Source organism: Bradyrhizobium australiense (genome assembly GCF_013114825.1).
Lineage (GTDB): Bacteria > Pseudomonadota > Alphaproteobacteria > Rhizobiales > Xanthobacteraceae > Bradyrhizobium > Bradyrhizobium australiense.
Genome location: NZ_JAAVLX010000008.1, coordinates 139,092 through 157,865, shown reverse-complemented (window position 1 = coordinate 157,865; position 18,774 = coordinate 139,092). Strand labels below are relative to the sequence as shown.

17 protein-coding genes and 1 pseudogene are annotated in these 18,774 nt (G+C 63.7%); 10 read left to right on the top strand and 8 right to left on the bottom strand.

Features of this window, described 5'->3' with window-relative positions; genetic code table 11:
* Positions 1 to 45: 45 nt before the first annotated feature.
* Positions 46 to 1,446 carry a chromate efflux transporter gene (chrA, locus tag HCN58_RS24800; protein WP_171582006.1) on the bottom strand — a complete coding sequence of 467 codons (1,401 nt, stop codon included), beginning with the start codon at positions 1,444 to 1,446 and terminating at the stop codon, positions 46 to 48.
* On the bottom strand, positions 1,446 to 2,264 hold the full coding sequence (locus HCN58_RS24795; RefSeq protein ID WP_171582005.1) for a chromate resistance protein ChrB domain-containing protein: 819 nt from the start codon (positions 2,262 to 2,264) through the stop codon (positions 1,446 to 1,448). The genes chrA and HCN58_RS24795 overlap by 1 nt, the downstream gene beginning before the upstream one ends.
* A 429-nt stretch (positions 2,265 to 2,693) precedes the next feature.
* Here HCN58_RS24795 and HCN58_RS24790 point away from each other — a divergent pair, with 429 nt between their 5' ends.
* Positions 2,694 to 2,987, top strand: a complete 294-nt coding sequence (locus HCN58_RS24790) for a hypothetical protein (RefSeq protein WP_171582004.1) — start codon at positions 2,694 to 2,696, stop codon at positions 2,985 to 2,987.
* Positions 2,988 to 3,265: 278 nt separating this feature from the next.
* A complete protein-coding gene (locus HCN58_RS24785; protein ID WP_171582003.1) occupies positions 3,266 to 4,495 on the top strand; it encodes an MFS transporter in 1,230 nt (409 codons plus the stop codon).
* Between the two features lie 48 nt (positions 4,496 to 4,543).
* Here the strand turns inward: HCN58_RS24785 and HCN58_RS24780 are convergent, their stop codons facing one another.
* The 3 genes from HCN58_RS24780 to HCN58_RS24770 all read right to left on the bottom strand — a co-directional run bounded on the left by HCN58_RS24780 (position 4,544) and on the right by HCN58_RS24770 (position 7,019).
* The gene (locus HCN58_RS24780; protein ID WP_171582002.1) at positions 4,544 to 4,798 is read right to left on the bottom strand and encodes a hypothetical protein; all 255 of its coding nucleotides are present in this window, start codon (positions 4,796 to 4,798) and stop codon (positions 4,544 to 4,546) included.
* 295 nt (positions 4,799 to 5,093) lie between these two features.
* The gene (locus tag HCN58_RS24775; protein ID WP_171582001.1) at positions 5,094 to 5,984 is read right to left on the bottom strand and encodes a DUF1259 domain-containing protein; all 891 of its coding nucleotides are present in this window, start codon (positions 5,982 to 5,984) and stop codon (positions 5,094 to 5,096) included.
* A gap of 303 nt (positions 5,985 to 6,287) precedes the next feature.
* Positions 6,288 to 7,019 (bottom strand): sulfite exporter TauE/SafE family protein, encoded by a 732-nt coding sequence (locus tag HCN58_RS24770; RefSeq protein ID WP_171582000.1) that lies wholly within the window; start codon positions 7,017 to 7,019, stop codon positions 6,288 to 6,290.
* 266 nt (positions 7,020 to 7,285) lie between these two features.
* Here HCN58_RS24770 and HCN58_RS24765 point away from each other — a divergent pair, with 266 nt between their 5' ends.
* Positions 7,286 to 8,164: a DMT family transporter gene (locus tag HCN58_RS24765; RefSeq protein ID WP_171581999.1), complete on the top strand. Its 879-nt coding sequence runs from the start codon at positions 7,286 to 7,288 to the stop codon at positions 8,162 to 8,164.
* 66 nt (positions 8,165 to 8,230) lie between these two features.
* On the top strand, positions 8,231 to 9,076 hold the full coding sequence (locus HCN58_RS24760) for an N-acyl homoserine lactonase family protein (protein WP_171581998.1): 846 nt from the start codon (positions 8,231 to 8,233) through the stop codon (positions 9,074 to 9,076).
* 95 nt (positions 9,077 to 9,171) lie between these two features.
* Here the strand turns inward: HCN58_RS24760 and HCN58_RS24755 are convergent, their stop codons facing one another.
* Positions 9,172 to 10,332 carry an MFS transporter gene (locus HCN58_RS24755; RefSeq protein WP_171581997.1) on the bottom strand — a complete coding sequence of 387 codons (1,161 nt, stop codon included), beginning with the start codon at positions 10,330 to 10,332 and terminating at the stop codon, positions 9,172 to 9,174.
* Positions 10,333 to 10,476: 144 nt separating this feature from the next.
* Here HCN58_RS24755 and HCN58_RS24750 point away from each other — a divergent pair, with 144 nt between their 5' ends.
* The 5 genes and pseudogenes from HCN58_RS24750 (at position 10,477) to HCN58_RS24730 (ending at position 13,883) form a co-directional block, all read left to right on the top strand.
* Positions 10,477 to 10,830: an ArsR/SmtB family transcription factor gene (locus HCN58_RS24750; protein ID WP_171582189.1), complete on the top strand. Its 354-nt coding sequence runs from the start codon at positions 10,477 to 10,479 to the stop codon at positions 10,828 to 10,830.
* Between the two features lie 12 nt (positions 10,831 to 10,842).
* Positions 10,843 to 11,322: an ArsI/CadI family heavy metal resistance metalloenzyme gene (locus HCN58_RS24745; RefSeq protein ID WP_171581996.1), complete on the top strand. Its 480-nt coding sequence runs from the start codon at positions 10,843 to 10,845 to the stop codon at positions 11,320 to 11,322.
* A 37-nt stretch (positions 11,323 to 11,359) separates the two neighbouring features.
* Complete coding sequence (locus HCN58_RS24740; protein WP_171581995.1) at positions 11,360 to 12,058, top strand: aquaporin; 699 nt, start codon at positions 11,360 to 11,362, stop codon at positions 12,056 to 12,058.
* Positions 12,055 to 12,462: an arsenate reductase (glutaredoxin) gene (arsC, locus tag HCN58_RS24735; protein ID WP_171581994.1), complete on the top strand. Its 408-nt coding sequence runs from the start codon at positions 12,055 to 12,057 to the stop codon at positions 12,460 to 12,462. Before HCN58_RS24740 ends, arsC begins: the two co-directional genes overlap by 4 nt.
* A 165-nt stretch (positions 12,463 to 12,627) precedes the next feature.
* Positions 12,628 to 13,883 (top strand): annotated as a pseudogene (locus tag HCN58_RS24730) (adenylate/guanylate cyclase domain-containing protein).
* Here the strand turns inward: HCN58_RS24730 and HCN58_RS24725 are convergent.
* Both HCN58_RS24725 and HCN58_RS24720 read right to left on the bottom strand, forming a co-directional pair.
* Positions 13,880 to 15,094 (bottom strand): multidrug effflux MFS transporter, encoded by a 1,215-nt coding sequence (locus HCN58_RS24725; RefSeq protein ID WP_171581993.1) that lies wholly within the window; start codon positions 15,092 to 15,094, stop codon positions 13,880 to 13,882. The pseudogene HCN58_RS24730 and the gene HCN58_RS24725 overlap by 4 nt on opposite strands.
* 398 nt (positions 15,095 to 15,492) lie before the next feature.
* Positions 15,493 to 16,740 (bottom strand): MFS transporter, encoded by a 1,248-nt coding sequence (locus HCN58_RS24720; protein WP_171581992.1) that lies wholly within the window; start codon positions 16,738 to 16,740, stop codon positions 15,493 to 15,495.
* A 343-nt stretch (positions 16,741 to 17,083) separates the two neighbouring features.
* Here HCN58_RS24720 and HCN58_RS24715 point away from each other — a divergent pair, with 343 nt between their 5' ends.
* Entirely contained in the window at positions 17,084 to 18,472 is a 1,389-nt protein-coding gene (locus HCN58_RS24715) for an Nramp family divalent metal transporter (RefSeq protein WP_171581991.1), read from the top strand.
* Positions 18,473 to 18,774 lie beyond the last annotated feature (302 nt).

The window sequence follows — 18,774 nt, the reverse complement described above, 5'->3', positions numbered from 1 at the left end:
ATGGGTATCGCTTCGCTCCACCCATCCTACGAGATCACGGCTGCACTACGCTAACCCCGCAAACCTTAGCGCCACGCCCGCCGCGCACGATCCCGCCAGCACCCACAGCATGCCGACGTTAAGCCGAAAGATCGCGGTGGCCGCGGCTGCTGCCAGCACGAAGGCTGCGATATCCAAGCTTCCCCATACCGGCATGTCGAACGACAGCCCGAATGAATGCACCGGCCTGGTCTGCCGGAACAGCGTGTGCAATCCGAACCAGATCGAGAGATTGAGGATTACGCCGACCACGGCGGCGGTGATGGTGGAGAGCGCGCCCGCAAGCCCCTTGTTGCCGCGGAGCGTCTCGACATAGGGCGCACCGAGGAATATCCAGAGAAAGCAGGGGATGAAGGTGACCCAGGTCGCCAGCAATCCGCCGAGTGTTGCAGCCCACATCGGCGACAGTGTGCCGGGGTCGCGATAGGCCGCCATGAAGCCGACGAACTGCAGCACCATGATCAACGGCCCCGGCGTGGTCTCGGCCATGCCGAGGCCGTCGAGCATCTCGCGCGGTTGCAGCCAGTGATAATGCTCGACCGCCTGTTGGGCGACATAGGCCAGCACCGCATAGGCGCCGCCGAACGTCACCATCGCCATTTTGGAAAAGAACAGCGCAATCTGGCTGAACACATTGGCGGGGCCAAGCCCGATCAGCAGCGCCGCCACCGGAACGACCCACAGCAGCAGCCACACCGAGCTGACGCGCAGCGCGTGCGCCATGCTGGGGCGGACATGGTCAGGCAATTCCTCGCCGAGCAGACTGTCGACCGCTGCCGAGTTCTTGCCGCCACCGTGTTCGATCGCGGCGAATTCGGGCCGGCCGCTGCGCGCGCCGAAATAGCCGATCACGCCGGCCGCGATGACGATGATCGGGAAGGGAACATTGAAAAAGAAGATCGCGACAAAAGCTATTGCCGCGAGCGCGATCATCACCCGGTTGCGCAACGCGCGCTTGCCGACGCGGACGACCGCGTGGACCACGATCGCAAGAACTGCGGCCTTCAGCCCGAAGAACAGCGCCTCGATGAAACCGACATTGCCATAGGCCGCGTAGATATAGCTCAAGCCCATGATGGCGATGATGCCGGGCAGGATGAACAGCCCGCCCGCCATAATGCCGCCGGCGGTCCGGTGCAACAGCCAGCCGATATAGGTCGCAAGCTGCTGCGCCTCCGGGCCCGGCAACAGCATGCAGTAGTTCAATGCATGCAAAAACCGGCTCTCGGAGATCCAGTTCTTTTCCTCGACCAGGATGCGGTGCATCACCGCGATCTGCCCGGCCGGGCCGCCAAAACTCAGTATGGCGACCCGCAGCCAGACCCGGAAAGCTTCGCCGAAGCTGATGTCATGACCGGCTTCCCGGCTGGCATCGGCTTCGGCCACCTTGTTCATCGTCGCATCCATTACGATTTCGCCTTATTGGTCGGCCAGTTGTGGGTCTCGCCGGTCGCATCGCGGCACCAACGATAGAACGCGTCGTACAGCGTCATGCCCGCTTCAAGCTGTTCGAGATCGTCGTCGAACATGCGCGACAGGCCGAGCGATGCGGCCAGCAGCCCGGGCGCTTCCGGGGAGAGATCGAGCCTACCGGTGTCGGCGCCGCGCACCATTGTCGCCAGCCGCAGCAAAGGCGGCGTCGCGAGACCGAACTCCTCGATCATCACGTCAAACGTGCAGAGTTCGCCGCGGTGGCTCCAGAACACGTTCTCGACATCGAATGGCGCGGCATTGAAGCGCTCACTGACTCCTAGCACTTCAGCCGGCGTCACGAACAGAAACACCGCGTTCGGATCGACGAACCTGCGGATCAGCCACGGGCAGGCGATGCGGTCGACCTTGGGCCGCGCGCGCGTGACCCAGACCGTGCGGCCCTGCGCGTCGCGCGCCGGGAGTTTTGCCGCCGGCACCAGCGGCAGTTTTGCGGCCTTCCAGCCTTCGAACCCGCCTTCGAGCGCTTCGGCCGAGACATGCAGATGCCGCAGCCACGCTGCGGTGCCCTGCGCCAGCTTTTGCCCACGCAGGCAGACGACGATCGCCGCGCGGCCGGAGAATTCCTCGCCCCAGCCGGCGGCGTCTTCATGGTTGCGTCTGACTGCGCCCGGAATCAGCCGCTGGTCAGCAGCGAAATCCTCAGCGGTACGAACGTCGATCAGGGCGGGCATGTTCGCCGTGCCGATCAACTTTGAAAGCTTGTCTGGAGATATCGTGGTGTAGGATGACATGGCTGCGCCCTCGTAAGAAAACGGGACGCGATACTTGGGCCTGTCGCCTCGTGGGGAGATCGCAAAAATCCCCATGGGCGGAATTAAGCGCCTGCGGCTTCGGCTGTCAACCGGTTCTCAGTGCCGTAGGATGGGTGGAGCGAAGCGATACCAATCATTGGTGAATTACGGGGCTGACAGATGGGTATCGCTTGCGCTCCACCCATCCTACAGAGCGCTTGCGAAACCTGGTATTCGGTCCTAACTTCCCATCATCGGGGACAAAGCAGGCTCCCCGTCAGACGGTCACCGTCCAAGCTCTGCGCACTCGACGTGTCGAGGATTGCGCATGGACAGAAACCGGCCGGATCCCTTTCAACCCCATCAATCCTCCTCGCGTCCACCCTCGCGCTCGCGCCAGCGTCCGCGACTGCCGAGACAGGAGCCGCCATGATAGCCATCGGGAGCATGACGCCCGGATCGCCGCCGGCGGGATTTTCGTTCGCGCGCACCGGTCAGGGGCGCAAAGGCGAGTGGACCGTCACACCAGACAAGACGTCCTCGGCAGGACAGACCATCGAGCAGACCAGCACCGACTGCACCGATTACCGGTTTCCGCTCGCTGTTTATGAGAGCCTGTCGGCGGCCAATGTCGACGTCGAAATCCGCTTCAAAGCGGTCGCCGGGAAGACGGATCAGGCAGCTGGCGTCGCGGTGCGGCTGCAAGACGCCGACAATTACTAGGGTGGCGCGAGCCAATGCGCTGGAGGATAACGTCCGCCTTTATCGTGTCGTCAATGGCCGGCGAGAATGGATCGCGCCAATTTGAAGGTCGCGCCGAATGAATGGCGTACCCTCAGCCTGCGCGCGGAGGGCCATCGCTTCACCGTTCTTTGGACGGCAGGAAACTGTTCGGCAAAACTTTTGCCGGGGCCGGCGGCGTGGCGTTGTGGACCAGGTCCGACAGCATGACGCGGTTCGATCAGTTGAAGATTACCGTCTTGCCGTAAGGTTATGCAGTGATGACTGATATTTTGATTGAACCGAAATTCTCCACCGCCAACGCGCTGATCAGGCTGCTGTATGTCGCGCGCGGCCTGCGCGGCTTCGGCGACGGCTTTGCTATCATCATCCTGCCGGCCTACATGACGGCGCTGGGTTACGACGCTATCGCCGTCGGCATCGTTGCGACGGCATCGCTGTTGGGAACGGCGCTGCTGACGTTGATCACAGGCTGGATCGCGCCGCGCCACGACCTGCGGCCGCTGATGATGGCGGGCGCCTGCCTGATGGCGGCAACCGGCGTCGCGTTTCCGGGCGTCGAGCATTTTGTTCTGATCGCACTGGTCGCATTCATCGGCACCATCAATCCGTCGGGCGGCGATCTCGGCGTGCTGGTGCCGCTCGAGCATGCGGTGCTGGCGCATAGCGCCAGCGACGAGCGCCGCACGCAGGTGTTCGCGCGCTACAGCCTGATCGGGGCGCTCTGCACCGCGGCGGGTTCGCTCGCGGCCTCGCTGCCCGACCTCCTCGTCGCCAGCGGCAGCACGAGGCTCGCCGCTTTCCGCCTGATGTTCTACGGCTACGCTGCGCTCGGCATCGTCTGCGTGACCCTCTATCGCTACGTGCCGCATCAGCGTGGCGAGGAGAGAGCGCCACAGACGCCGCTCGGGCCCTCGCGCGGCACTGTCTACAAGCTCGCGGCGCTGTTCAGCATCGATTCCTTTGCCGGCGGCTTTGTCGCGCAATCGCTGCTGGTGCTCTGGCTGTTCGAGCGTTTCGATCTGTCACTGTCCGCAGCCGGCGTGTTTTTCTTCTGGTCGAGCACGCTCTCGGCCTTTTCCTATCCCGTCGCCGCCTGGATCGCCAAGCGCATCGGCCTCGTCAACACCATGGTGTTCACGCATATCCCTTCCAGCATCTTTCTGATCCTGGCGGCGTTTGCGCCGAACCTTTACGTCGCGCTCGGATTGCTGCTGTTGCGCTCGGCGCTGTCACAGATGGACGTGCCGACCCGTACCTCCTACGTCATGGCCGTGGTGACGCCGGCCGAACGGCCCGCCGCTGCGAGCGTCACCGCCGTGCCGCGCAGCCTCGCATCTGCCGTCAGCCCGGCGATCTCGGGCGCGCTCTTGATGACGTCGTTTGCGGGGCTGCCGCTGGTGGTTTGCGGCACGCTCAAGATCGCCTACGACCTCGCCCTGCTGTTCTCGTTCCGCCATATCAAACCCCCCGAAGAGCAGGGGCGATAGCGCGGTCTCACGCGATCGAAGATCGCCTCGTCGGCGCGCCTCGCCGGACTACCAGAGCGATCGCCGTCCGTCGGGGAGGGGGTCCATCACGCGTCGCTCATCCCGCGCATGCGACCATTGCGCCAGCTTGATCTCCGGCGTGTCGGGTGTGTTGCTCTCTTCCGAGTGAAAGGCGAGTTTCTGGCTTGCCTGCACCTGGTATTTGGCGGCCTGCGCCAGCCAATACCATTTCTTGTCGGGTTCGCTCAGCGCGCGTTGACGGCACTCGGCTTCCAATTCACGTAAGCGGGTCGCTTCCTTCATAGCCAATCCCAGAGCCTGGAGGCTCCAACCTGCCGGAGCCGCGAAACCACCGGAACCCGGGGTTCCGGTTAGCTCCTCATGCCAAAAACTTCTTGACGGCACGCTATGTCAGTTCGACGCAATTGATTGAAATTTAGGAACGGATTGAAGCGATAATTCGCGGATCTGGTCGGTTGCACCTCTAATCCGTACCCAGATTGGTCGCGAAAACCCGGCTGCCGGCGCCGACCGCGGCGCCGCCCTTGTTCTCGTTCCACCGCACAATGCCGCCGAAGGAGCTTTGATGTGGCTCCGGTTAATGCTGCGCGACGGCCGTCTTGTCGAGCGCGGCGCGAACGTTGCGCGCCAGCTTCAGGGCGTCGTCGTTGGCCCAGAAATGAACGAAGAACATCCGCGGCTCCTCTGCGAGCATGTGGCTATGGATCGCGGTGACTTCGATATTGCCGGCACGCAGCGCGCGGATCAACGGATTGACCTCGTTGCCGGTCACGAGGAAATCGCCTGTTATGGCGGCTTTGCCGCCACCGGTCGGCTGAAAGTTGATGGCGTTGGCGCCGCCGAGCGGCGTGTTGACCTGCATTCCGCCTTCCGTGGCGGGATCACGCCTCGGAATGCCATACTGATAGACACCGCCATTCGCCGTGCCCTTGGCGCCCATCGCCTCGTCGAGCTTTGCGGTGTCGAGATCAACTGCTGGCGCAGCGGTGGCCGTGGTGGGCGGCGGATCGAACGGCGTCTTGCTGGCCGATGAAAGCGCTGTATGGAGCGCGGTCGCCATTTTCTCGGGGTCGCCGTGCCCGGCCACATGCATGTAGAAGGTCGCAGGAGAGGCGCGGAGAATATGATTGTGGATGGCGGTGATGTCCAGTCCGCTGTCCAGCAGCCTCGTCATGACGGGGGTGATCTCGGTATCGAGCAACACCAGATCGCCCATCAGCATGGCCTCTCCCTGTATCGGAGCGAAGGCGACCCAGCCGCCCAGTGCCAATGCCGGCTTGATCGCGATGCCGTCCAGCGTGACGTGCAGATCGGATCGCGGCAGCCCGTAACGATGCACTTCACCGCTCACTGTAGCGGTCTTGCCGAGCGCGGCATCCACCTTCTTCCAGTCGACAGCATCGGCGCGGGCGGCATTTGACAGCAGCAGTGCGGCACCGAGCGCGAGTAGTGCGAGGGGGTGTTTCATGGCGTTCTCCTTCTTGCGCGCGCCCCAGATGTTCGGCCGGACGGCAGGCGGTATCCCTAGGCGTGATGCCGCGGCCGAGTTTGTGGTGATAAGATGAGAGAGTATTTCGGGCATGCGTATGCGTCTCCGGGAAACCGGGACGCGATACTTGGGCATGTCGCCTCGTGGGGGGATCGCAAAACCCCCATGGCCGCATTCAGCCACACTTATGCGGAGTGTCAACGTGCTCGCGCGCTGACGTCGGCAACGCTCACGGTCAATTGACCGGACGCGATCGCGCATTGCCCGGTTCCCGCACGGGCATCAGATGATCAGCACCGCTCCTGAGACAAGCAGCAACAGCAGCACCACCTTCCGGAAAGCGGCCTCATCCAGCCGGCCGTACAGCTTGAGCCCGGCCCAAGTGCCGGCGAACAAGGCCGGCAATCCGATCAGGAACAGCTTGATCACCTCAGGCGTGATCTCGCCTTTGGCGCCGATCCACACGGCGCTCATGGCGAAGATCGCAACCGCCACCGGCTGAAACACGGTGCGCTGCACGTCCTTGGGCCAGCCGCGCAGGCCACACCAGATCGTCACCAGAATTCCGGCAAGCCCGGTAATGCCGCCGAGCACGCCGTTGAGGAAACCGACGATAGCGTCGGCCGCGGCGCCGCCCGCTTTCACCGAAGGGATAGCCGGCCGCAGCAGCGCGTAGAGGCTGTAGAGCACCAGGAAGGCGCCGACGCCTGCGCGCACATGGGCAGGATTCGCCCAGGTCAGGATACCGACCCCCACGGGAACGCCGAGCGCGGCGCCGGCCACGAACGGCCAGAGCCTTCGCCAGTTGAGCGCGCCGCGCAGCTTCCAGACCGAATAGCCCTGCACGAGCAGCCCGAACGCGATGATCAGCGTCGCCGTCTGCAGGGGAGTGAGGATGTAGAGCCAGATCGCCGATACGATGAGGCCGAAGGCGAAGCCGGTGAGGCCGGCGACGAGCGCGCCGGCAAAGGTCGCGAGAAGAAATAGCGGCAGTTCGAGTGTCGTTCCATCCATGTGCCCGCTCCACACAAAAGCGAGCAGCGCTTGAATGGGATCGCCATTTGACGGGGAGGCTGCGATTTCCCCGCAAGCACGCTAAGGCCGTCATGGCCTCGCGCGCAAGACGAGAGATCGACACAGGCTGCTGACAGTTGCCGCCATTTGCATACAGTTCGCGCGGCGCAAGACGGTAAAGATTCATCAGATCACCGTCGAGCCTCGCGTGCGCGATTTCCCGCACCATATGATCGCGCGATAGAGGCGGGTGATAGGGGGCGGCATTGGGTGAATGGATTGGGGTGGCGATCGCGTTGGTCTCGAGCAGCCTCGGCGGCAGCGCCGCGGCGATCACGCGCTATCTCGCCGGCAACACCGATCCGATCACACTTGCGATCCTGCGATGGGGTATCGGCTTCTGCTGCGTGCTGCCGGCGGCGCTGCTAATGAAGGCGCGATGGCCGAAGCGCGCGGACTGGCCCGCCGTCGCCGCCCTCGGCTTCTGTTTCTTCGGCGTGTTTTTCGTTCTCTACAATATTGCGATGACGTTCACGACCGCGGCGCGCGCCTCGCTCGCGTTGGCGACTCTGCCGCTGCACACCATGGTGGTCGGCGCGTTGCTCGGCATCGAGCCGCTGACGAAACGGAAGTCGATCGGTGTCTGCATCGCGGTACTGGGTGTCGCCGCCGCGCTCGCAACGGGATTGTCCGCCGCGCCGACGGGCGCGTGGCGCGGCGAGCTGATCATGACCGGCGCGGTTCTGTGCATGGCGTTCTACAATGTCTGGTCCCGCCCGCTCATCCAACGATCCAGCGCGCTCGGTTTCCTGACGGTGGGCATGGGCACCGGCGCGGCGGCGCTGATCCTGGTCGGATCGTTGACCGGCAGCGTCGTATCGCTCGGCCAGTTCGGAACACCGCAATGGATCGCCGGGCTCTATCTCGGCGTCGCCGGCGGTGCGCTAGCCTTCATCCTGTGGGTGCTGGCGCTGGAGCGGGCCTCGCCGACGCGCGTGGCCAACACGATGACCGTCAACCCGGTTGCCGCCGGGCTGCTTGCCACCCAGCTCGTTGGCGAGCCGATCACGCTCAACCTCGTCGTCGGGTTGGTCGCCGTGTTTGCGGGCATATGGATCGCGACGTCGGAGATCAAAAATCCGTAGCCGCGATGATTTTCGAGAACTCATGAGCTAGGATTTGATCGGCCGGACCCAAGAGCCGGTCTGTCGATGGTGGAGGTAAATGTGAAACGAGCAATCGGCCTTGCCACAGTGTTGTTGTCGGTTTCGTATTCAGTCGGTGTCGGCCACGCGCAAACCGGTCAGCCGGGCGTCGAGAAGCTATACATTCTCAATTGCGGGGAGGGCGTCGCCGGCGACATCTCCCGCTGGTCACCCGGCGTCAACGAAGGCAAGTCGATGGACTTTGTCGACAATTGCTATTTGATCAAGCACGCGCAGGGCTGGTTTCTCTGGGATACTGGCGTTACGGATGCGGTGGCGGCGATGCCAGGCGGCCTTGCACCTGCCGATCCCAAGGCGGTTCACTGGCGTCGGCCGAAGACGCTGACGGCCCAGCTCGATGAGCTCGGCGTGAAGGCCGCCGATCTCAAGGGGATGGCGGTCTCCCATACGCATCCCGATCATGTCGGGAACGTCGAGATGTTTCCCGCCACCATGCTGTATGTCCAGAAGGCCGAATATGAGTGGCCCGCCGCCAACAACCAGCCGCGGTTCAAGCCTGAACACCCCGTAACCAAGCTGGAGGGGGATCGTGACGTGTTCGGCGACGGCAGCGTCACCATTCTTTCCACGCCCGGGCATACGCCCGGTCATCAATCATTGCTGGTGAAACTGCCCAAGACCGGTGCCGTCATTCTGTCCGGCGATGCCGTCCATTTCAAAGCTAACTGGGACAATCGCGGGGTGCCCACGATGAATGTTAGCAAGGACGAGACGCTGGCCTCGATGCAGAAGATCTCGGACACGCTGACGAAGGAGAAAGCGCAACTATGGATCAACCATGACAAGGCGCAACGCGACGGTCTGAAGATGTCGCCCGCGTTCTATGACTGAATTGGTTTGATCGACGGCGTCGTATCCTGCGGCATTTCCGACGTCCTTCACCAGCAGCGTCGTGCTCGGACTTGTCCGGGGATCGGCGTCTTAATTCACGTCTTCGACTGCGGCGGTGTCTTGCGCAGCAGAAACAGCGCCAGCAGCGCCGAGATGCTGAGTGCCGACGATACGATCAGCACCCGCGCGCCCATGGCCTCGATCAGCAGGCCGAACAGCAGAGGGGCGGCGGCCTGTGCCATTCGCGCCGGTGCACCGATGATGCCAAGGCGATAGCCGTAATTCTCCGGGCCGAAGATCGCGAGGGGGAGCGTGCCGCGCGCAATGGTCAGGATGCCGTTGCCGGAGCCGTGGAACAGCGCGAACACACTGGCGGCGCCGCCGCCGGCAAGGCCGAGGATGGCGGCGCCGATCGGGTGCGTGATGCAGGCAAGCCTTGTCGAGACCAGCGGATGATAGCGGCTGAGAAAGCTCGCCTCGAAGATCCGCGCGGCCACTTGCGCCGGGCCGATCAGCGCCCCGGCGAATACCGCCTGCGCCGTGGTCGCGCCGGCCGCTTCCATGATGCGCGGCAGATGCGCCGCCATCGCGCCGGTGACGGTCCAGGCCGCGGCGAATACGAAGGCGAGCACGATCATGGTGCGATCGATCGGAATATGCGGCTTGACGGCGGAAGCCACCGCTGCCTTCGCGCCTTTCACGGCCGGCAGCATCAGGAGATTGATCGGCAGGCCGATCAAGATATGTGCCGCTGCCCAGGCGAAGCAGGTGTTGCGCCAGCCGATCGTCTCCAGCCCCCACGCGGACAGCGGCCATCCCACTGTCGAGGCAAAGCCCGCGAGCAGCGTGATGCCGGTGATCGAGCGTCGCGCGGCGTCACCATAGATCCGCCCGAGCGCGGCAAAGGCGGCATCATAAAGACCCGCGCCCATGCCGACGCCGAGCAGCAGCCAGGCGATAACAAGCACAGGGATGGACGTGGTAAAGCCGAGCAGCGTCAACCCCGCCGCCAGCACCAGGTTCGACATCGACAGCACCGATCGGCCGCCGACCAGGTCGATCTGCCGTCCGACGCGCGGGCCGATCAGGGCGGACAGCACCAGCGCGGCCGAGAAGGCGCCAAACACCCAATTCGAGGATACTCCGAGATCGCCCGCAATCGGATCGGCCAGGATGGCCGGCAGATACATGCTCGAGGCCCAAGCCAGCGTCTGGGTCGTGCCGAGGGCCAGAATGATGGGAAGCGGCCCGCTCATGGCTTGTTCGCGATCGTTTTTCTTGCCGGTGTCAGTCGCACCCGGTTTGCCTCTTCGTTCTTTGCCAACAACCACCGAATACGGAGGATTCGAGGGCAGCGCAATTTGCTTGACCGCGCCCCATATATCGATATATCTGGATATATGGAATCAGAGCAAGCCATCCTCGCGCTCGCCGCGCTCGCCCAGTCCACGCGGATGAGCGTGTTTAAGCTGTTGGTGAAATACGAGCCGGATGGTCTTGCTGCCGGCGACATCGCCAAACTCCTTGCCGTGCCGCAGAACACCATGTCGGCACATCTCGCTGTGCTTGCACGCGCGGAATTGGTGATGGGCGAGCGAAAAAGCCGCTCGATCATCTACCGCGCCAATTTGGCGGCGTTTCAAAACCTGACGTCGTTCATGGTTGAGGATTGTTGCGGCGGCCGCGCCGATCTCTGCGCGCCCGTTACGTCATGCAAGCCCGAGCGCAGCAAGCGCGCCAAAGTTAAGGTCTGACAGGAGAACGTCATGAAGCGACTTCACATTCATATGGCAGTCGATGATCTTCCGCGATCGATCAGCTTCTATTCGGCGCTGTTCGACGCCAAGCCTGCCATGGTCAAGACCGATTACGCCAAGTGGATGCTCGAGGATCCGCGGGTGAATTTTGCCATCTCGACCCGCGGCAGGCAGCTTGGGCTCGATCACCTCGGAATTCAAGTTGAGAACTCCGAGGAACTGCAGGAGGTCTACGCGCGGCTTCACAAGGCCGGCGGCGACGTCGTCGAGCAAGGGGCGACCGTTTGCTGCTATGCCAAGTCCGAGAAATCCTGGATCGACGATCCGGCGGGTGTCGCGTGGGAAACCTTCCTCACGACCGGTGAGAGCACCGATTACGGCGATGGCACCGGTGAGCGCAATGCCCGGGTGGCGCATGAAAAGCAAAGCGCATGCTGCGCTCCGGAGGTCGCAGGCGGTGCTGTCGCTTCGGCCTGCTGCAATTCGTAGAGGAATTGCTTGATACGTGGCCTTTGACAGGTAACTGATGTTCGAATTCGATTTGCCACGCCGGCTCGCCGCCGAAACGCTCGGCACGGCGCTATTGGTTGCGACCGTGGTTGGCTCCGGCATCATGGCCGAGACCCTGACCAAAGACGCCGCCCTGGCACTGCTCGGCAACACGCTACCGAGCGGCGCGATCCTGGTGGTTCTCATTACCATTCTCGGCCCCATCTCGGGCGCGCATTTCAATCCGGCGGTATCGCTGGTCTTTGCACTAAGGCGCGAGCTGACGCCGCGCGAGACGTTGCTTTACGTCGCTGCGCAAATCGCCGGCGGGATTGCCGGAACGATGATCGCGCACGCAATGTTCGCGCTGCCGCTGCTCGATGCCTCGCTGAAAATGCGAACTGGCGGTGCGCAATGGCTCGCCGAAGCCGTCGCCGCGTTCGGCCTGGTTGCGACCATTCTGGCCGGCATCCGGTTCAACCGCGCCGCGGTGCCGTGGCTGGTCGGCCTTTACATCACGGCGGCTTACTGGTTTACGGCGTCGACGTCGTTTGCCAATCCCGCCGTTGCCATTGCGCGCTCGCTGACCAATACGTTTTCGGGCATTCGCCCCACAGATCTTCCGGGTTTCATCGCGGCGGAAACCTGCGGTGCTGTCATCGCGTTGATCTCTATGGGCTGGCTGCTTCGTGAAAGCGACAAGGCGCGCGCAATGTTGAAGGAGGCGCAACCATGAGCGTCACGATCTATCACAATCCCGGCTGCGGCACCTCGCGCAACACGCTCGCCATCATCCGGCAGAGCGGCGAGGAACCCGAGGTCATCGAATACCTGAAAACGCCGCCGAGCCGGGCCCGGCTGGTCGAATTGATTGCCGCGCTCGGGATTTCGCCGCGCGACTTGCTGCGCGAAAAGGACACGCCCTACACCGAGCTTGGCCTTGCCGATCCCAAATGGAGCGACGACGAGCTGATCGACTTCATGTTGGCGCATCCGATCCTGATCCAGCGGCCTATCGTGGTGACGCCAAAGGGCGTTCGTTTGTGCCGGCCCTCGGAGCTCGTGCTCGATCTCCTGGATAATCCGGTCGAATCCTTCGTCAAGGAAGACGGCGAAGTGGTGACGCGCGGGAAGCGGTAGAGTGCTCGTGTCCCGGACGCGGTGCAGCGCCTCTTGGCGGTGCGCCGCAGAGCCGGGACCCGTCGTCGCCGCATGGACTCCGATCAGCAGCGCACCACGCCGCATTCGGGGAACGCAGGCGGCGCGAGCCTTTCACTCATCACCATTGCACGCCATAATAGCATTATGGAACTCACGCATCGTCTGCGCCTGATGAACTGGCTGGTCAGCCGGGGCCTCACAGGCCTGCCCCAAAACGACCTGATTCGCGGTTTCTGCGAACGCTGCTGCGCCGAGGGGCTTGGCCTGTCGCGCGGGATGGTCTTCATCGATACGCTGCACCCGATTTTTGAGGGCCGCGGCTTTCGCTGGAACGACGCAGAGACCAACGAGAGCGACGTGTTCGAATACGGCTCGACCAGCGAGGGCGAAGCCGCGGAGGCCTGGCGCAGTTCGATCTTCTATTACATGCTCCAAAACGGCCATGAAGAGCTTCTGCTCAACCTCGCCAACGACACGTCCCACAATTTCAAGTTCATGGGCGAACTCGCCGAGAAAGGTCACAAGCATCTGGTCGCCTATGTGCACCAGTTCGGCGAGACCGGCACCATGGGGCAGATGGACTGCGTCTATTCCTATTGGGTGACAAGGCGCGACGAGGGCTTTGGCGCGCAGGGGCTTGCGGCGCTCCGCGACCTCGTGCCGGTGTTGGGGCTAGCGATCAAATCCGCAGCGCAAGCTGACATCACCAGGACGCTGGGCCGGGTCTATCTCGGCCGCGACACCGCCGAGCAGGTGCTGCGCGGCCGCATCGCGCGCGGCGTCACCGAGCGTATCAACACAGTGCTGTGGTTCTCCGACCTGCGCGGCTCAACCGCGATCAGCGAGAGCATCGATCCCGGCGAGATCATCCCGTTCCTCAACGATTATGCGCAGGCCTCGATCGACGCCATCCATGATGCCGGCGGCGAAGTGCTGAAGCTGATCGGCGACGGCGTGCTGGCGATGTTCACCCACGAAAATATGGCGAAGGCAAACCGCGCCGCATTGCACGCCGAACATCGCTTCCGCCGCAACATGAGGACGCTGAACGCCCGCCGCACGGCCGAGAACCGCCCGGTCACATCAGCCCATGTCGGCCTGCATGTCGGCGAGGTCTTTTACGGCAATATCGGCACGATCGGCTCGATTTCACCGTGGTGGGACCCGCCGTCAACGAGGTCAGCCGCATCGCCTCGATGTGCCGCTCGGTCGACCGCGAATTGCTGATGTCCTCGGCATTTCGCGGAGGTCTCGACGCGGCGGGGCGAAACTACCTGGTCTCCACCGGCCGCTATGCGCTGCGCGGCATCGGCCGGGCGCAGGATCTTTATACGCTCGATCCGGATATTGCAGCGGATGAGGTGGTGGCCGGGAAGTACGAGCGATATCTGGCGTCCTAATTTGGTCTCGCTCGCCGTGTGTAAAGCGCCACGGCAAGCAGCGAGAACACCGTCAGCACGACGCCGAGGGCGAACAGCGCGTCGCGCGAAATCGTCGCCGCGAGCCATACGCCGATCGCGGCCGTCATCATCTGCCAGAATCCGACCAGCGCCGATGCCGCACCCGCTTTGTCGCCGAATGGCGACAGCGCCTGCGCCGTGCCTAATGGGCTGACGATGCCCATGCCGAGCAGGAACACGCTCATGGCCGCAAGAAACGGCAGGAAAGAGGGATTGTATAGCGAAACCAGCAGCATCGCGAGGCTGCCGGCGGCGGCGGCGAATAGTCCGCCGCGGATCGAACGATCGAGCCCAGAGTGTGGCGCCAGCCGGGTCGCGAGCATGCCGGCGGCGAACACGATCAGCACGGTGCCCGCAAAGAACAGGCCGAGCTGAATAGGCGTGAAGTGCATCGCTTCGATCAATATGCGCGGTGCCGCCGAGAACATCGAGAACAGAGCACCCAGGATCAGGCTTACCGTTGCCGCCGGCACCACGAAGGGGCGGTCGCGGAGCAGGGCGAGGTACGTTTTGCCGATGGCCTGCGGATCGAGCGGGGTGCGTGTCGCGAGGTGGGTCTCGCCGAACACCATGCCGTAGGCTAGGGCGCCGAGCCCGGCGAAGGCTGCGACGAACGCGAATTCGGAGCGCCAGCCGAAAATGTGGTCGAGCGCGCCGCCGAGCAGCGGCGAGAAGCCGGGTGCTGCCGCCATCGCGATCATGATCAGCGCCATCGCGCGGCCCAGGGCAGGCCCGGAAAACAGGTCGCGGGCGATGGCGCGGGACAGCACCGAGGTGGCGCAGGCGCCGGCCGCCTGGATGACACGGCCAATCAGCAGGCTCGGCAAATCATTGGCGAGGCCGCACCAGACGCTGCCGGCGAAGAAGATTGCAAATCCAGTCAAGACCGGCCAACGGCGGCCATAACGGTCCGAGATCGGCCCGACCACGAGCTGGCCGATCGCGAACACCGCGAGGAAGACCGTGATCGCTGAGGTGACCGCCGCGCTCGATATCTTCAGCGAAATCGCCATCTGCGGCAACGACGGCAGCAGGATATTTGTGGCGAGGGTGCCTGTGGCTGTAAGGCCCGCGAGCACCGCGATCTGCAGGACGGTGGAGGAAGCTTCCGAACGAGGGCGGGTGTCGATTGCTGCAGTCTGGTCGGCCATGAGTGTTCCCGCTTTTATATGAAATTACGTATATCATATAAAGCGAAGCGGCAATGGGCCCAGGTGGAATTGGAAGAAAATGCTCGCAAAGACCGTCATTGCGAGCGAAAGCGAAGCAATCCATCGCGCCGCGGAGAGAATGGATTGCTTGCGCCCGCCGTTGCTCGCAACGACGGTTTCGACTAATGCCTGCAGCCGAAATCTCGGCGAAGGTGGTCGGCGTTCAGCAGGCCGTCGGCGATATCAAGGCCGCTCGGCGCTCCCGTGCCCCGGACGCAGCGCAGCGCGCAGTGATGCGCTGCAGAGCCGGAGCCTGTCTTTCCGCGGCGTGGGTCCCGGCTCTGCGGTGCACGGCTGAAGGAGCGCTGCACCGCGTCCGGGACACGAGCACCACTTCCTCAGCAGCAGCCTGCCGGCTCCCCCACCATCTCCGGCTGGCACGCCAGCGAGACCGCGGGCGACAGCAGGATCACCAGCGCCTGCGCGGCGAATATGGCGGCTGCCAGATAGAGGCAGGCTTCCGCGCCATAGAACCCGCCGACGATGGCGCCCAGCGCCGAGCCGAGCGGGCGGGCGCCATAGCTCATGATGTTGATGGCGGAGACGCGCCCGAGCAGCGACGGCGGCGTCACCGATTGCCGCAGCGTGGTGGTCGAGATCACCCAGAGGATCGGTCCGGCGCCGAGCAGGAAGAAACTCAGCCCAGCGAGCCATGGCGTCGGCACAATCGTGGTCAGCGCCATTACGGCGGCGGCGATAAAACCGGTGACGGGTCCAAGCCCAATCACGGTGCCGAAGGCGAGGCGTTTCATCACCCGCGTGGCCGCGAGCGCGCCGACCACCATGCCGACGCCGTACATCGCCAGCGTCACGCCGACGCCGGTGGCTGCTAGCCCGAGATGGCGAACGGCGTAGGGCACGAACACCGCGAGCAGCAGGAATGACGCCGTATTGAAGATAAACTGCGTGATGAACACCGGCCGCAGCAGCGCGTGATGCAACACGAACGCGGCGCCTTCCCTGATCTCCTGCAAGGGATGGCGGCGCGGTGCAGGGGCGCGCGCCGGTTCATAGATGCCGGACAGCAGCACGACGGCGATCACGGATAATGCGGCGGCAAAGCCGAAGGCGGGCGCTGCCCCGACCCATCCGACCAGTACGCCGCCGAGCGCGGGGCCACTGGCGAACGCGACCGTGCGCGCCAGTTCGATCCGCGCGTTCGCCGCGGGCAATTGATCTGAATTGACCAGCGATGGCACCAGAGCGGGCGCGGCGACGCTGTAGGCCACGGTGCCGCATACCGCGACGAAGCCGAGCAGCGAGAGCAGCGGCAGCGTTATTGCGCCGAGCCAGATCAGCAGCAGCGTCGCGGCAAGCGCAGCCGCTCGCAGCGCTTCGGAAGCCGCCATGACCCAGCGCCGCGAGATGCGGTCGGCAAGGAGACCGGCGGGAATCGCAAACAGGATGAAGGGCAACGTCAGCGCCGTCTGCAACAGCCCGGTCTGGCCTTCGCCGACGCCAAGCATGAGCACCGCAACGATGGGCGCTGCGGCCAGCGCGATCTGCTCGGCCGATTGCGCGGCGAGGTTCGACCAAGCCAGACGGTTGAAGGTTCCGGGTAGGTGCGGCGTGCCGGCGATGGACATGGCGAAATTCCCTTGGGTGAATCGATCTGGCTGCATTGTCCGGCCAGAGGGGACGCTGGCCCACCCGTTTCCCGACGAGGCGGGGACGAACAAGAAAAAGCCCGCCGTGAACGGCGGCGGGCTTGCTTGATTGGATGGGAGCGGCGGAAAAGTTCCCGGCCGTGACTAGGATTTGGGAGCGGGCGTCGCCTTGCCCGTTCCCAAGATGGTCGCGGGCGGCGTGGTCACCTCATCCTCATCATCTTCGATAGCCGGAGGTTCGATCGGCGATATCCTTTTCGTGATCGTCAGATGCAGTTGCCAATGAGTTGCAATAAGAACAAAGATCAGCCATCTTGGTGAGATGGATGCGCGCACGCCCGATTTGGGGCCACAAGCCAAGGGTTTGCTGATGGCCGATACGACTGCCGCCGGTTGGCGCGCTGATGCCGCCGCCAACGCGCGGCGGAGCCTGCCCGAGGTCAATTCCACGATTTCGGTACCCTTTGGCGGGCATTGGTCGCGGCGGCTATTGGCCTTTCTCGGCCCCGGCTATCTGGTTTCGGTCGGTTACATGGACCCCGGCAACTGGGCGACCGACCTCGCGGGCGGGTCGAAGTTCGGCTACACGCTGCTGTCCGTCATCCTGCTGTCGAACCTGATGGCAATCCTGCTGCAGGCGCTGGCCGCGCGGCTTGGCATCGTCACCGACCGCGATCTCGCGCAGGCCTGCCGAGCCAGCTTTTCCCGCCCGGTCAACTTCCTGCTCTGGGTGGCGTGCGAAGCCGCCATCATCGCCTGCGACCTGGCGGAAGTGATCGGCACGGCGATCGCGCTAAAACTTTTGTTCGGCATTCCTCTGATCGGCGGTGCGCTGATCACCGCGCTCGACGCCTTCCTGCTGCTGCTCTTGATGAACAAGGGCTTTCGCTTCCTCGAAGCCTTCGTCATTTCGCTTTTGATCGTGATCGCGATCTGCTTCACTGTCCAGATCACGGCTGCCGCGCCGCCGGTCGCCGCTGTGCTCAAGGGCTTTATGCCGTCGACCGAGATCATCACCAATCCGGAGATGCTCTACATCGCCATCGGCATCATCGGCGCCACCGTGATGCCTCATAATCTGTACCTGCACTCCGCGATCGTGCAGACCCGCGCCTATGAACGTAATAACCAGGGCCGCCGCGAGGCGATCAAATGGGCGACGACCGATTCGACCATCGCACTGATGCTGGCGCTGTTCATCAACGCCGCAATCCTGATCGTCGCCGCCGCCACCTTCCATACGACCGGCCGCACCGAGGTCGCTGAGATCGGGCAGGCATTTGAATTGCTGTCGCCGCTACTCGGCCTCGGCATTGCCTCGACCCTGTTCGCAGTGGCGCTGCTCGCCTCCGGTCTGAACTCGACCGTCACCGCGACGCTGGCGGGCCAGATCGTGATGGAAGGCTTTTTGGACCTGCGGCTGCCGAACTGGGCGCGGCGGCTGCTGACCCGCGGCATCGCTATCGTTCCGGTCGTGATCGTCACCGCGCTCTATGGCGAGCGCGGCACCAGCCAATTGTTGGTGTTCAGCCAGGTCGTGCTGTCGATGCAATTGCCGTTTGCGGTTATTCCGCTGGTGAAGTTCGTTTCCGACCGCCGCAAGATGGGCCGGTTCGTCATCCCGCGCGCAGTAGCTGCCGTGGCGTGGATCGTCGCCGGCATCATCGTCGCGCTGAACGTGAAGCTGTTGTTCGAGACGTTTTTCGGCTGAGAGACGAGACGACCGCACAGCCCGGCTCGCCGCCCGCGGCTAAAAGTTCGGCGTGCCAGCCCGCGACGCCCGGGCCGAAGCCTGCAAATTAGTGGCACAAAAAGCGGATACGTCGGGCGCTCCGCCCGATGTCCGCTTCGGGGTTAACAGACGTCGTTCGGCTTTGTGCGGCATACACTAATGACCGATCTCGGAGATCGGTTGCCCAAAAAAATGGCCGGCGCCCGCCCTATAAATAACCTCTCTTGAGAAAGGTGACCGGGCCCGTTCTCTTGGCAGCCTTGGCGGGAACCGCCAAGCTG